Below are 14,261 nucleotides of genomic sequence, written 5' to 3'. Positions count from 1 at the left end.
CCGCCCCAGACCCCGTGCCGGGGCTCCGCCCCAGACCCTGGACCAAGGCTCCACCCCAAACCCCAGACCAAGGCTCCACCCCAAACCCCACACCGAGGCTCCACCCCAAACCCCAGACCAAGGCCTCACCCCAAACCCCACACCGAGGCTCCACCCCAGACCCCAGACCGAGGCTCCACCCCAGACCCCGGACCGAGGCTCCGCCCCAGACCCCGTGCCGGGGCTTCGCCCCAGACCCTGGACCGAGGCTCCGCCCCAAACCCCAGACCAAGGCCTCGCCCCAGACCCTGGACCGAGGCTCCGCCCCAGACCTCAGACCGAGGCTGCGCCCCAACCCCCAGACCGAGGCCTCGCCCCAGACCCCGGACCGAGGCTCCGCCCCAAACCCCACACCGAGGCCTCGCCCCAGACCCCGGACCGGGGCCTCGCCCCAGACCTCGGGGTCCAGGGGCAGAGCCCCTGGTATCGGGAAGGGGCGGGGAGGGGAAAGATCCGCCGGGCACCCCCTGACTAAGCCGGGCCGGACCAAGCCGGGCGGGACCGGGCTGAGCCGGACCTGCGCCGAACCGGACCGGGCTGAGCCGGACCCGAGCCGAGCCGGATGGGGCCGGGCTCAGTCGACCTCGGTCCCCGGCGGAGCCACAGGCGCGCCCGGCAGTCTGAGCCAGGCGGCCGTGCCGCCGCCCGGGGCCGGTTCCAGCCCCACCTGGCCGCCCGACTGCTGGACCGTACGGGCCACGATCGACAGGCCGAGGCCGGAACCGGGCATGCTGCGGGCCGACGGGGAGCGCCAGAAGCGCTCGAAGACATGCGGCAGTTCCTCGGCGGGGATGCCGGGGCCATGGTCGCGCACCCGTACCTCTCCGCTTCTGAGGACGACGTCGATCACACCACCCGAAGGGCTGAACTTCACGGCGTTGTCGAGCAGATTGACCAGCGCCCGCTCCAGGGCGGTCGCCTCGCCGCGGACGTACCAAGGCTCGATCGAGGCGTTGATCGTGAGATGGGCGCCGCGCAGCCGGGCCCGTTCCAGGGCTGTTCGCACCACCTCGTGCAGGGCGACCACCTGCGGGGGCCCGCTGCCGGGCAGCGCGTCGGGGCGGGACAGCTCCTGAAGATCGCCGATCAGCGCCGCCAGCTCGGTCATCTGCGCCTTGACGCTCCCCATGAGCGCCTTACGGTCGGCGGGCGGCAGCGCGCGGCCGGTCTCCTCGCTGCGCGCGAGCAGCTCGATATTGGTCCGCAGCGAGGTCAGCGGGGTGCGCAGTTCATGCCCGGCGTCCGCGATCAGCTGCTGCTGACGGTCGCGGGAGGAGGCGAGGGCCGCCGTCATGGAGTTGAACGACCGGGACAGCCGGGCGATCTCGTCATCGCCCTCCGTCGGGATGCGCACGGCCAGATCCTCGGTGCGGGCCACATGCTCGACCGCTTCGGTCAGCCGGTCCACCGGCTTGAGCCCGGTCCTGGCGATCCACAGGCCCGCCGCTCCCGCGCCCACGACGCCTACCCCGGCGACGAGGGCCAGGACCAGCGCGAGCGTGCCCAGCGGATGCGCGACCTCGCTCAGCGGACGCGCCATGGAGACGGCGATCCCGCGCGGCAGCGGGCTGCCGGGGCCGGAGGCCGGCCGGTAGGTGAACACCCGCATGTCCTCGCCGCCCGCGCCCGTCGCGTCATGCAGCGCGCTCGGCCGCTCCCCGACGGCCACGGCCACATCGGCTGTGGTCACCGGCAGCTTGGTCGCGCCGGGCTGGGTGCAGCGGCTCCCGTCGGCCAGCACGATCTGCACGGAGTACGAGCCGAGGGCGTGCGGGGTGCGGTCGTCGGCGCCGTCGGGGCTCTGGCACGCCTCCAGGATGCTCAGCACATTGCGCTCGTCCACCGTGACGTTACGCAGGGACGAGTCGAGTTGGGCGCTGAGCTGCTCCCGGACGATCAGCCAGGACGCGAACGCGGACACCGCCACCGCGACCGCGACCGCCATGGCGGTCAGCAGGGCCAGCCGCGAGCGCAGCGGCAGTCTGCGGAACCTCACGAGGGCTCGCCCTCCGCGGGCCGCAGGACGTACCCCACCCCGCGTACGGTGTGCACGAGCCGCGGCTCGCCGCCCGCCTCGGTCTTACGGCGCAGATACATCACGTACACGTCCAGCGAGTTGGACGACGGCTCGAAGTCGAAGCCCCACACCGCCTTCAGGATCTGCTCTCGAGTGAGCACCTGGCGCGGATGCGCCAGGAACATCTCCAGCAGGGTGAACTCGGTCCGGGTCAGCTCGACGCGGCGCGCGCCCCGGGCGACCTCGCGGGTCGTCAGGTCCATCCGCAGATCGCCGAAGGCCAGCACGTCCCCCTCGGGCAGCGCCGTGCCCTGCTGGGCGGCGTAGGAGCTGCGGCGGAGCAGGGCGCGGATGCGGGCCAGCAGTTCGTCCAGCTCGAAGGGTTTGACGAGGTAGTCGTCGGCGCCCGCGTCGAGTCCGGTGACCCGGTCGCCGACCGTGTCCCGTGCGGTGAGCATCAGGATCGGCAGCGTCACCCCGGTGGCGCGCAGCCGCCGCGCGGCGGTCAGCCCGTCCATCCGGGGCATCAGCACATCGAGCACGATCAGCTCGGGGTCGTAGGAGCCGACCTTGCCCAGCGCGTCCAGTCCGTCCACGGCGGTCTCGGTCGCGTAGCCCTCGAAGACGAGGCTGCGCTGAAGGGCTTCCCGGACGGCCGGCTCATCGTCGACGATCAGGATGCGGGCCGGCTGATCGCCGTGGTCGGCGGGGCTCATGGGTCGGTTTCCTCAAAGCGGGTGACGGTGGGGCGGGGACGTGGCCGCGGCGGGCTGTGCGGCGCTGCTGCCAGCCTCGCACGTCCATCAGGTGTTGCTGTCGCTTCCGCCCGAGCGCAGGGAGGCGAGATCGGACTTGACGGTGTTGACCGGGATCGAGAAGCCGAGGCCGACGCTGCCCGCGCTGCTGGAGTTCTGGCCCGAGGCCGCGGAGTACATCGCGGAGTTGATGCCGATGACCTGGCCACTCATGTTGATCAGCGCGCCGCCGGAGTTGCCGGGGTTGAGCGAGGCGTCGGTCTGGATGGCCTTGTAGGTGGTGGTCGAGGAGCCGACGTCGCCGTTGTACCGGCCGCCGCCGAACTCGAACGGCCACTGCCCGCCGCCGCCCGGCCCCTGACCGTCCTGGCCCTGGCCCTGGCCCTGGTCCGTGGAGACGGTGACGTCACGGTCGAGCGCGGAGACGATGCCGCTGGTGACGGTGCCGGTAAGGCCCTCCGGCGAGCCGATGGCCACGACCTGGTCGCCCACCGTGACCTTGCTGGAGTCGCCGAGGGACGCGGCCTTCAGCCCGCTCGCGCCCGCCACCTTGATCAGGGCGAGGTCCTTCTTGCTGTCGGTGCCGACGACTGTCGCGGTCTTCTTGCTTCCGTCGCTGAAGGTCACCTTGATCGCGTCGGCGCTGGAGACCACGTGGTTGTTGGTGATGATCTCGCCGCCGCTGGTGATGACCACGCCGGAGCCGGTGGACTGGCCGCTGGTGCCGCTGGCGCTGACCTCCACGATGCTGGGGCTGACGGCCGCCGCGACGGCCGAAACCCCGCTGTTGCTGCTGGACTTGGCGTTGACCACGGGAGTGGAGATCGTGGTGTCGGCCTTCTGGGTGGCGTGGGTGACCAGCGCGGCCGCGCCGCCGCCCACGAGCGCCGAGACCGCCGCCACGGCCGCGATCAGCGCGACCGGCCGCGAGGCCCGCGCCCTGCGCCGCCCCCCGCCCCCGTGCGCCCCCTCACTCGCGAACGCGCCGCCGTCCTCCCCCGCGCCGCTCCCGCTCCCGCCACTGCCACTGCCACTGCCGTCACCCGGCCAAACGGTGACCCCGGACGGCGTGGTGACCGGCTGCTGGGGCTGATACCCGGGCGGATCGGGATACCCCGCACCGCCGCCGTACGCGTAGGGATAGGGCTCGTCTGCGCCGCTGCGGCGTGTGCTGTCCGTCATGTCTATGACTGTGCGGCCGGAGTATGAGAGTCCCGTGAGTGCCCGCTGAGAACCCCACCAGAAGTCGGTATGCCCGACATAAGGGTGTCGCCGCGGGTCAGCCGCGCACCGCGGCCAGACACTCGTCGTACAGGTCCAAGATGTCGCCCTTACCGTCGTTGTCGACCCACGCCATCGATGCGGCGTCCAGGCACGCGAACGCCGTCGCGACCACCGCGCGGGCCCTCGGATCCGCACTGCCGACAGCGGCGCCCATGCGCGCCTCGACGAGCGGCAGCAGGTCCTCCTGGAACCGCAGCCGCTTTTCGAGCCAACCGGCGCGCAGCGAGGCGGTGTTGTGCAGGAGTCGGAACCGCTCAAGGGCCTGTTCGCGGCTGTCGTGCAGGGCCAGTACGGCGGCGACCCCCGCGCGCAGGGCCTCCCAGACACCGGCTTCGGCGGGCTGTTCGCCGATCGTGTCCGTCAGGACTTGCCCGAACCGGCCCTGGTCGCCGCCGAGAAGGTCTTCCTTGGTGCCGAAGTAGCGGAAGAGGGTGCGCTGGGAGACACCGGCCTCCCGGGCGATCTGGGCGATGGTCGTCTCGTCGTACCCCTGCTCGGTGAACAGGCGCAGAGCCGTCTCGAGGATCTCCTGGGAGGCCAGCTGCCGGGTCCGGTCCCACAGCGTGGCCGGTGCGCCCGGCGCCGTCCTGCCTTCCTGCTTCATGCCACCAGATTAGCTCAGCGCTGCCAGGCTGACACTCACACTACTTCTGACAGTCTCTGCCAAGTTGACGTACGCTGCCAATGAATGTCTCCCAGCGACACGCAAAGGAACGCATCATGTCCGCACCCGCAGCTCTGATCACCGGTGGCACCAGCGGCATCGGTAAGGCGACCGCCGAACTGCTCCACTCCCGCGGCTACCGCGTCATGGTGACCGGTGTCGGCAATGTCGCCAACGCCGGACTTCCCGAAGACGTCATGGTCGTCCGGGCCGACGCACGGTCCCTGCCGGACATCGACCATGCGATGGACCGGGCACGCCGCCGATTCGGCTCCCTCGACCTGCTCTTCCTCAACGCGGGCAGCTCCCGTCCCGGCCCGCTCGAGTCAACCGACGAAGACGCCTTCGACGCCCTGTTCGACATCAACGTCAAGGGCAACTTCTTCACCCTGCAAAAGGCGCTCCCGCTCCTCAACGAGGGCGCCTCGGTCGTGTTCACCGTGGGCGCCGGCGAAGGGCTCGGAGCCGCCATGACAGCCGCCAAGGGCGCCCTGCTGCCCCTCATGCGGTCCCTCGCGCTCGAACTCGCCCCCCGCCGCATCCGCGTCAACGCCGTCAGCCCGGGAATGATCGACACCCCCGCCTACAGCAAGTTGGGCGTCTCCCGGGAAATGATCGACTCCTGGGCCCGGGACGTCCCGCTCGGCCGCGTCGGCGCTCCCGCCGACATCGCCGAAGCCGTGGCCTTCCTCGCCTCGGACGCCGCGGGCTACATCACCGGCGACAACCTCACCGTCTCCGGCGGCATCGGCGTTCACGCCCGCCCCTGACGGGCAGAAGCGCGAAGCGCTATGCGCAACCGCAGGAGTGGCGGACCACCAGGGCCGAGGGGAACTGCTTGACGCGTTCGCGGCGGGAGCCGGAGACGCGGACGCCGTCGTCCAGGACGAGGTCGACCGCGGCGCGCGCCATCGCGGGGCGGTCGGAGCCGACCGTGGTCAGCGGAGGGTCGGTGAGGTGGGCTTCCTTCACGTCGTCGAAACCGGCCACCGCCAGTTCCCCGGGGACATCGATCCGCAGCTCACGCGCCGCCCGCAGCACCCCGAACGCCTGGTCGTCGGTGGCGCAGAAGATGGCCGGGGGCCGGTCGGGACCGGCGAGCAGATCGAGGGCGACCTTATAGGCGTCGTACCGGTTGTAAGGGGCCTGGAAGAGCCGCCCGTCGGTCGGCCGCCCGGCCTCGTGCATCGCGCGGCGCCAGCCCTCCACATGGTCGGTGACCGGGTCGCCGACGGTCGGGGTTATCTCGGTGCCGCCGAGGCAGGCCACATAGTCATGGCCGTGCTCCAGCAGATGCCGCACCGCGAGCTGCGCGCCTCCGACGTCGTCCAGCACCACCGCCACGTCGTCGATCGCCTCGGGCCGCTCGTGCAGCAGCACCACCCGGGCGTCCCACGCCTCGATCTCGGCCGCCGCGTTCTCGCTCGGGCCCTGGCTGATGAGGATCAGCCCGGACACCCGCATCCCCAGGAAGGCGCGCAGATAGTGCACCTCGCGCTCGTCCAGGTAGTCCGAGTTGCCGACCAGCACCATCTTTCCGCGCTCGGCGGCCGCCTGCTCGACGGCGTGCGCCATCTCCGCGAAGAACGGCTGCCGGGCGTCCGGAACGATCAGCCCTATGAGATCGGTCCGGCGGCTCGCCATCGCCTGCGCGACCCGGTCCGGCCGGTAGCCGAGCTCCTTGATCGCGGCGAGCACCCGCTCGCGCGTGGCCGGGGCGACCGGCCGGGGTCCGTTATTGATGACGTAACTGACGACCGCGGTCGACGTTCCCGCAAGCCTTGCCACATCATCCCGCGTCACCTTGGCCACGCGCGAAGTCTACGCGGGTCCAGCTAGCTGTTGGCCGGTCGTGCGGCAGCGGTCCTCGCCACGGAGCCCGTGGAGCCCGTGGAGCCCGTGGAGCCCGTGGAGCCCGTGGAGCCCGTGGAGCCGGCCGCGCCGTCGGGGTGCCCGCCCCGCGCCGCGCCGCCCGCTCCGGCGTCCCGCGCCGCCGCCTTGGCTCGGGCCTCCTCCGCGGCGCGCTCGACCTTCTCCGGCGCGACGAAGCGGTAGCCCACGTTCCGCACCGTGCCGATCAGGGACTCGTGCTCCGGGCCCAGTTTGGCGCGCAGCCGCCGGACGTGGACGTCCACGGTGCGGGTGCCGCCGAAGTAGTCGTACCCCCAGACCTCCTGGAGCAGCTGCGCCCGGGTGAAGACCCGGCCGGGGTGCTGGGCCAGGTACTTCAGCAGCTCGAACTCCTTGAATGTGAGATCGAGCACACGCCCCTTGAGCTTGGCGCTGTAGGTGGCCTCGTCGACCGACAGATCGCCGTTGCGGATCTCCATCGGGCTGTCGTCGGTGGTGATCTGCTGACGGCCCGTGGCCAGCCGCAGCCGGGCCTCGACCTCCGCCGGGCCCGCGGTGTCCAGCAGGACGTCGTCGATGCCCCAGTCGGCGGTGACGGCGGCGAGCCCGCCCTCGGTCACCACCAGGATCAGCGGACAGCCAGGGCCGGTGGACCGCAGCAGCTGACACAGGCTGCGCACCTGCGGCAGATCGCGACGGCCGTCGATCAGGATGACATCGGCGCCCGGGGTGTCCACCAGGGCGGGGCCTTCGGCGGGGGCCACCCGCACGCTGTGCAGCAGCAGGCCGAGGGCGGGGAGCACCTCCGTCGAGGGCTGGAGTGCGTTGGTCAGCAGCAGGAGGGAACTCATCGTCCATCACCTGCCCCGGCCGTCTTCTCGAGGTTGTGCACGCTTCGCTCGCCCATTACGTCGGTTCCTCCTCGGTCCCTTGCGAGAGGGGCACCTCCCAGGCCGTGCCCGGGGGAGTCTGCGGCTACTACTTCGTACAGTCACGCTCCGCGCCCTTGGAGCGACGGTGCGCTCAAACGCGCACCCCGCCCTGAAAGCACAAAAGGACCCGGGGGCAACGTTGCCCGGATCCTCTTCACGACAGAATAACCCACATGACATGCGCCGGAGGGGCTCAATCTGCTCCCCGTTGTCCTTCCACGGTCACCGCGGGGGAGCAACGGGCCATGCTGCTGACCGATGACGGGGTCTCGATCGAGGCGCGCTACGAACCTTCCCCCGGGGTCGGCGCCGAACCCTCCGACCACCTCGCGCTGGTGGTCGGACACGGCTTCTCCGGCGCCTTGGAGCGTCCCGCGCTGCGGCGGGTGGCATCGGCGTTTCACCAGCGTACGGCCGTGATCACGTTCTCGTTCCGGGGCCATGGGCGGTCCGGAGGACGGTCCACGGTCGGCGATCGCGAGGTGCTGGACCTGGCCGCCGCGGTGCGCTGGGCGCGCCGGCTCGGACATCGGCGGGTGGCCACGGTCGGCTTCTCGATGGGTGGCTCGGTGGTGATCCGGCAGGCGGCGCTGTACCGGAAGGCCGATGAAATCCAGCCGTTGCAAGACGTACACCAGGGGGAGCGCACGGGGCGCTCGGCGGGGCGCACGGACGGCGTGCGCACGACCCCCGGGGACGTACTCGGGACCCCCCGGGAGGTGACCGACGCGTCCGCCGGGTCGGCCGACGGCGCCGCGCCCGATGCCGTCGTCGCCGTGAGTTCACCCGCCCGCTGGTACTACCGCGGCACCGCGCCCATGCGGCGGCTCCACTGGGCGATCACCCGGCCGACGGGACGGCTGGTCTCCCGCTACGGGCTGCGCACCCGGATCGACCCCCGCGGCTGGGCCGTCGATCCGCTGTCCCCGGTGGCCGCGGCGCCACTGATCGTGCCGACGCCCCTGCTGATCGTGCACGGCGACCGGGACCCGTACTTCCCGCTGGACCATCCGCGGATGCTGGCGTCGGCGGCGGACCCGTCCACTTCGGAGCTGTGGATCGAGCCGGGCTACGGCCACGCCGAGACCGCCGCCTCCCCCGACCTGCTGACCCGCATCGCCGACTGGGCCGCGGCCCACGCCTGAGCCCGTCCCCGAGCGGTCGGCTATTCGGTTTCCGCCACCGGCTCGGCGAACTGGGACGCGTAGAGCCGGGCGTACGCACCGCCCGCCGCGAGCAGCGCGTCGTGCGAGCCCTGCTCCACGATCCGTCCCGACTCCATCACCAGGATCACGTCCGCGTCCCGGATGGTCGACAGCCGGTGGGCGATCACGAAGCTCGTACGGCCGCTGCGCAGCGAGGCCATCGCCCGCTGGATGAGGACCTCGGTACGGGTGTCGACCGAGCTGGTGGCCTCGTCCAGCACCAGGATCGACGGCTCGGAGAGAAACGCCCGCGCGATCGTGATCAGCTGCTTCTCACCGGCGCTGACATTGGAACCCTCTTCGTCGATCACCGTGTCGTAGCCGTCCGGCAGCATCCGTACGAAGCGGTCCACATAGGTGGCCTTCGCCGCCTCCACGATCCTCTCGGAGCTCGCCCCCTCCGCCCCGTAGGCGATGTTCTCGGCGATCGTGCCGCCGAACAGCCAGGTGTCCTGGAGCACCATCCCGATATGGGAGCGCAGCTCCTGCCGCGACATCGCGGCGATGTCCACCCCGTCCAGCGTGATCCGCCCGCCGCTGACCTCGTAGAACCGCATCAGCAGATTGACCAGCGTGGTCTTCCCGGCGCCGGTCGGCCCGACGATGGCCACGGTCTGGCCCGGCCGCACCGACAGCGACAGACCGTCGATGAGCGGTGTGTCCGGCTGGTAGCGGAAGGCGACCTCCTCGAACGCGACCTGCCCGCGCACCGCCTCCGGCCGCCGCGCGTCCACCGGCTCCGCGCTCTGCTCCGGCGCGTCCAGCAGCTCGAAGACCCGCTCGGCGGAGGCCACGCCCGACTGCACCATGTTGGCCATGGAGGCCACCTGGGTGAGCGGCTGGCTGAACTGCCGGGAGTACTGGACGAACGCCTGGACATCGCCGATCGACAGCGCGCCGGAGGCCACCCGGAGCCCGCCGACCACGGCCACCAGCACATAGTTGAGGTTCCCGATGAACATCATCGACGGCTGGATCAGGCCGGAGATGAACTGGGCCCGGAAGCCCGCCCCGTAGAGCTTGTCGTTCTGCTCCCGGAACGCCTGCGCGGACTCCTTCTCCCGCCCGAAGACCTTCACCAGCGCATGGCCCGTGTACATCTCCTCGATATGGGCGTTGAGCTTGCCCGTGGTCTTCCACTGGGCGACAAACTGCGGCTGGGCGCGCTTGCCGATGCGCGTCGTCACCCACACCGAGACCGGGACGGTGATCAGCGCCACCAGCGCCAGCAGCGGCGAGATCCAGAACATCATCGACAGCACGCCCACGATCGTCAGCAGCGAGGCCATGATCTGGCTGAGGGTCTGCTGGAGCGTCTGCTGGATGTTGTCGATGTCGTTGGTGGCGCGGGAGAGCACCTCGCCGCGCGACTGCTTGTCGAAGTACGCCAGCGGCAGCCGCGCCAGCTTGTGCTCCACGTCCTCGCGCAGCCGGAAGACCGCGCGCTGGACGACGACGGTCGCCACCCGGGCCTGGGCCAGGCCCAGGAGCGAGGCGGCCACGTACAACGCCGTGACCCACAGCAGCACGACGCCGACCGCGTGGAAGTCGATCCCCTGGCCCGGGGTGACGTCCATCGAGGCGACCATGTCGGCGACCGTGCCCTGGTCCTTGTCGCGCAGCCACTGGACGGCCTGCTCCTTGCCGGTGCCATCGGGCAGCTGCCGTCCGACGATGCCCGCGAAGATCAGGTCGGTGGCCTCACCGAGGATCTTCGGGCCCACCACCGCGAGCCCGGTGCTGACCGTGCCCAGCGCGAGCACCAGCAGGACGATCCCGCGCTCGGGGCGGAGCCGGGCCAGCAGCCGGCGGCTGGAGCCGCGGAAGTCCATGGACCGCTCGGTGGGCTGCCCGCCCATGAAGCGCGCGGGCCCGGCGGCGGGCGCCGGACCCCTGCGGGGCGCCGAAGTGCCGCTCATGCCGCCTCCTCCTCGGTGAGCTGGGAGAGCACGATCTCGCGATAGGTCTCATTGCCGGCCATCAGCTCGCCGTGGGTACCGGCGCCGACGATCCGCCCCGCGTCGAGGACCACGATCAGATCGGCGCCCCGGATCGTGGACACCCGCTGGGCGACGATGACCACCGTCGCGTTGTCCGTCTCGTCCGCGAGCGCCGCCCGCAGCCGGGCGTCGGTGGCGTAGTCGAGCGCGGAGAAGGAGTCGTCGAAGAGGTAGACGGACGGCTTGCGGACCAGGGCGCGGGCGATCGCCAGCCGCTGCCGCTGACCGCCGGACACATTGGTCCCGCCCTGGGCGATCGGGGCGTCCAGACCGCCCTCCATGGCCGCCACGAACTCCCGTGCCTGGGCGGTCTCCAGGGCCCTCCACAGCTCCTCGTCGGTGGCGTCGGGGTCGCCGTACCGCAGGTTGGAGGCGACGGTGCCGGCGAACAGGTACGGCTTCTGCGGGACCAGCCCTATGGTCCGCGTCATCACCTCGGGGTCGAGGTCACGCACATCCACCCCGTCGAGGTGGACGCTGCCGTCGGTCGCGTCGAACAGCCGCGGCACCAGCCCGAGCAGCGTCGACTTGCCGCTGCCGGTGGAGCCGATGACGGCGGTGGTCCGGCCGGGCCGGGCGGTCAGCGAGATGCCGCGCAGCACGGACGCGTCGGCGCCGGGGTAGCGGAACTCCACGCCCCGCAGCTCCAGCAGCCCCCGTCCGCCATCGCCCGGCGCGGGCGCGACGGGCATCAGCGGAGGTACGACGCTGGTCCCGGTGTCCAGCACCTCCTGGACGCGCTCGGCGCACACCTCGGCCCTCGGCACCATCATGAACATGAAGGTGGCCATCATCACGGACGACAGAATCTGCATCAGATAGCTGAGGAACGCGGTCAGCGCGCCGATCTGCATCCCGCCGCTGTCGATGCGGTGCCCGCCGAACCAGACGACGGCCACGCTGGAGACGTTCACCACCAGCATCACGGCCGGGAACATCAGCGACATCAGCCGCCCGGCGCGCAGCGAGACATCCATCAGCCCGGTGTTGGCCCCGGTGAAGCGGCCGCGCTCATGGGTGTCGCGGACGAAGGCGCGGATTACCCGGATCCCGGTGATCTGCTCGCGCAACACCCGGTTGACGGTGTCGATGCGCTGCTGGACGTCGCGGAACAGCGGCCGCATCCGGCGGACGATGAACGCGACCACGAGGCCCAGGGCCGGAACGATGAGCAGGAGCAGCCCGGACAGCGGCACGTCCTCGTTGAGCGCCATGATCACGCCGCCGACGCACATGATCGGCGCGGAGACCATCAGCGTGAAGGCCATCAGGCACAGCATCTGCACCTGCTGGACGTCGTTGGTGGTGCGGGTGATCAGGGACGGCGCCCCGAAGTGGCCCATCTCCCGGGCGGAGAAGGACTGCACCCGGTCGAAGACGGCGGCGCGCACATCGCGGCCGAGCGCCATGGAGGTGCGGGCGCTGAAGTAGACGGCTCCCGCGGCGCACACGATCTGGACGAGGGTGACGGCGATCATCAGCCCGCCGACACGGAGGATGTAGCCGGTGTCGCCCTTCACCACTCCGCTGTCGATGATGTCCGCGTTCAGTGCGGGCAGATAGAGGGTGGCGAGGGTCTGCACCAGCTGCAATAAGACGATCAGCGTGATCGTTCGGGTATAGGGCCTCAGATACGCCCGTATCAGTCGTACCAGCACACGGAAACCTTAAGTGACGCTCGTCCCGAACCGGCCGTATTTTCGACGAACCGCGTGTGGTCCCGGGCGCGGTCCCGCACCCGTCATCATGGAGGCGGCAGATGACGGGAAAGGGATCGCGATGGCGATGATGAGCACGCCCGCCGGAACCATCCGGTACTGGGCCGCGGCCCGCGCCGCGGCCGGTACCGCGGAGGAGCCGTACACCGCGTGGACACTGGCGGAGGCGCTCGACGCGGCCCGGCAGCGGCACACCGCGCGACCGGAGTTCGCGCGGGTCCTGCTGCGGTGTTCGTTCCTGGTCGACGGAGCCCCGGCCGGCACCCGTGACCACAAGACGATCCAACTCGCCGAGGGCGGCACGGTCGAGGTGCTCCCGCCGTTCGCAGGAGGGTGAACCCCGAGCTCATGAGCAACCAGCCGCACCAGCCCAACGAGCCTCATCAGCCCCACGAGCCTCATCAGCAGCAAGGTCAGCAGCCTCAGCAGCCGTATCCCCCGTACGGGTCGTACGAGGCTCCTCATGGGGGGTACGACCAGAGCGCGCATCCTTACGGTGGCCATGACGGCCACGGCGGCCATGGCGGCCCCGGAGGCCACGGCGCTCACGGGGGCAATGGCCAGGGTGCTCAGCAGCAGGCCGACTGGCAGGGGTACGCGGGATATCCGCAGCAGCAGGGGTACGCCCAGGCCCAGCCGCCGCAGTACCAGCACCCGCAGCATCAGCAGCAGTACCAGCAGCAGCCGTACGCGGACCCCTACGCCGCCGCCCAGCAGGGCCACCAGGGGCAGCAGGGCCAGCAGCCGCACCAGGGCCATCAGGGGCACCAGGGGCACCAGGGGCAGTACGCCCAAGGCTGGGATCAGCAGCACCCGTACCACCAGCCCGCCGACCCGTCCCAGGCACCGCCTCAGGCCCCGGTGCAGGCGCAGACCCCGGCACAGGCACAAGCACAGGCTCAGGCGCAGGCTCAGGCGCAGGCTCAGGCGCAGACCCCGGCGCAGGCTCAAGCAGCGACCGCGACCGCCGAGCCGCCCGCCCCGCAGCCGGACCGGCCGCTCACCGCCGCCGAAAAGGCCAGGGCCGAGGGCCGTCCGCAGATCCTCCATCCGGGGTTCGTCCCCGCCGCCCTGACCTCCGTGCTCGCCGCCCTGCTCGCGGCCACCGCGCCGCTGGGCCGCCCGGCCGTCGCCGTCGCGGTGGCGGCGCTTCAGGCGGTCACGGCGGCGGGCTGGTTCCGGCTGAACGGCATGTGGCCCGCCCGGCAGGGCATCGCGCTCGCCTTCGCGGGCGGTCTGGCCGCCGACATCGGCCTGCTCGCCACCGAGCCGTCACACGCCCCTACGGTCGTCATCGGCACCATCGGCGTCTGGCTGCTGCTGGTGCTGATCCTCCAGCTCCGCAGCCACGCCTCCCCGGACGAGCGGCTGTACGGCCTTACGGCCGCCGTGGCGGCCACGGCCCTCGCCGTGCTCGCGGCCGGCCATCTGGCCGCCGTCGCCGAGTCCTCGGACGCCGTGGTGGTGGGGGCGGCCGCCGTCGCCGTGGCCGTGCTCGTCCGGGCCCTGCCGCTGCCGACGGCCGTCGCGGTCGTGGTCGCGCTGGCGGCCGCCACGGGGGCCGGGGTCGGAGCCGGGCAGCTCACCGGAACGGGCACGTCCACCGCCGCCCTGCTCGGGTTCGCGGCCGGGGCGTGCGCGCTGATCGGCCACCGGGTCGCCAGCTACGACTACCCCTCGCGCTTCGTCCACATGACGGCCGGCGTGGCGCTGCCGCTCGCGGCCGCCGCCCCCGTGGTCTATGTGATCGGCCGCGCTCTGGGCTGACTCCCCGGCTCCCGCTCACCCGCTCCGGA

General features: G+C 71.6%; 12 protein-coding genes. 4 read left to right on the top strand and 8 right to left on the bottom strand.

The window, feature by feature from the left end; genetic code table 11:
* Positions 1 to 613: 613 nt before the first annotated feature.
* From J2Z30_RS44825 to J2Z30_RS44810, 4 genes are all read right to left on the bottom strand, one after another.
* A complete protein-coding gene (locus J2Z30_RS44825) occupies positions 614 to 2,035 on the bottom strand; it encodes a HAMP domain-containing sensor histidine kinase (protein ID WP_044571959.1) in 1,422 nt (473 codons plus the stop codon).
* Complete coding sequence (locus tag J2Z30_RS44820) at positions 2,032 to 2,772, bottom strand: response regulator transcription factor (protein ID WP_044571962.1); 741 nt, start codon at positions 2,770 to 2,772, stop codon at positions 2,032 to 2,034. Before J2Z30_RS44820 ends, J2Z30_RS44825 begins: the two co-directional genes overlap by 4 nt.
* Before the next feature lie 87 nt (positions 2,773 to 2,859).
* Positions 2,860 to 3,993, bottom strand: a complete 1,134-nt coding sequence (locus J2Z30_RS44815; RefSeq protein ID WP_044571964.1) for a S1C family serine protease — start codon at positions 3,991 to 3,993, stop codon at positions 2,860 to 2,862.
* A gap of 97 nt (positions 3,994 to 4,090) precedes the next feature.
* Positions 4,091 to 4,699 (bottom strand): TetR/AcrR family transcriptional regulator, encoded by a 609-nt coding sequence (locus J2Z30_RS44810; protein WP_044571966.1) that lies wholly within the window; start codon positions 4,697 to 4,699, stop codon positions 4,091 to 4,093.
* Positions 4,700 to 4,815: 116 nt separating this feature from the next.
* On the opposite strand from J2Z30_RS44810, the gene J2Z30_RS44805 reads away from it, so the two are divergent.
* Positions 4,816 to 5,529, top strand: a complete 714-nt coding sequence (locus J2Z30_RS44805) for an SDR family oxidoreductase (protein ID WP_044571970.1) — start codon at positions 4,816 to 4,818, stop codon at positions 5,527 to 5,529.
* A 19-nt stretch (positions 5,530 to 5,548) separates the two neighbouring features.
* Here the strand turns inward: J2Z30_RS44805 and J2Z30_RS44800 are convergent, their stop codons facing one another.
* Complete coding sequence (locus tag J2Z30_RS44800; protein WP_044571972.1) at positions 5,549 to 6,571, bottom strand: LacI family DNA-binding transcriptional regulator; 1,023 nt, start codon at positions 6,569 to 6,571, stop codon at positions 5,549 to 5,551.
* 23 nt (positions 6,572 to 6,594) lie between these two features.
* The gene (locus tag J2Z30_RS44795) at positions 6,595 to 7,461 is read right to left on the bottom strand and encodes a winged helix-turn-helix transcriptional regulator (protein WP_044571974.1); all 867 of its coding nucleotides are present in this window, start codon (positions 7,459 to 7,461) and stop codon (positions 6,595 to 6,597) included.
* 326 nt (positions 7,462 to 7,787) lie between these two features.
* Here J2Z30_RS44795 and J2Z30_RS44790 point away from each other — a divergent pair, with 326 nt between their 5' ends.
* On the top strand, positions 7,788 to 8,687 hold the full coding sequence (locus J2Z30_RS44790; RefSeq protein ID WP_063790922.1) for an alpha/beta hydrolase: 900 nt from the start codon (positions 7,788 to 7,790) through the stop codon (positions 8,685 to 8,687).
* Between the two features lie 20 nt (positions 8,688 to 8,707).
* On the opposite strand, the gene J2Z30_RS44785 is transcribed toward J2Z30_RS44790, so the two are convergent.
* Positions 8,708 to 10,666, bottom strand: coding sequence for an ABC transporter ATP-binding protein (locus J2Z30_RS44785; protein WP_044571978.1), 1,959 nt, complete (start codon positions 10,664 to 10,666; stop codon positions 8,708 to 8,710).
* Positions 10,663 to 12,405, bottom strand: coding sequence for an ABC transporter ATP-binding protein (locus J2Z30_RS44780; RefSeq protein ID WP_209469111.1), 1,743 nt, complete (start codon positions 12,403 to 12,405; stop codon positions 10,663 to 10,665). Before J2Z30_RS44780 ends, J2Z30_RS44785 begins: the two co-directional genes overlap by 4 nt.
* Positions 12,406 to 12,526: 121 nt before the next feature.
* Here J2Z30_RS44780 and J2Z30_RS44775 point away from each other — a divergent pair, with 121 nt between their 5' ends.
* Together J2Z30_RS44775 and J2Z30_RS44770 are read left to right on the top strand one after the other, a co-directional pair.
* A complete protein-coding gene (locus tag J2Z30_RS44775) occupies positions 12,527 to 12,802 on the top strand; it encodes a MoaD/ThiS family protein (RefSeq protein ID WP_020869510.1) in 276 nt (91 codons plus the stop codon).
* 11 nt (positions 12,803 to 12,813) lie between these two features.
* Positions 12,814 to 14,232, top strand: coding sequence for a hypothetical protein (locus J2Z30_RS44770; protein ID WP_044581609.1), 1,419 nt, complete (start codon positions 12,814 to 12,816; stop codon positions 14,230 to 14,232).
* The last annotated feature ends 29 nt before the right edge of the window (positions 14,233 to 14,261 follow it).

The organism is Streptomyces iranensis (assembly GCF_017874715.1).
Classification (GTDB): Bacteria; Actinomycetota; Actinomycetes; order Streptomycetales; family Streptomycetaceae; genus Streptomyces; species Streptomyces iranensis.
Note: the sequence above shows the minus strand (reverse complement) of the source record. Positions and strands in the feature narration are given on the sequence as shown.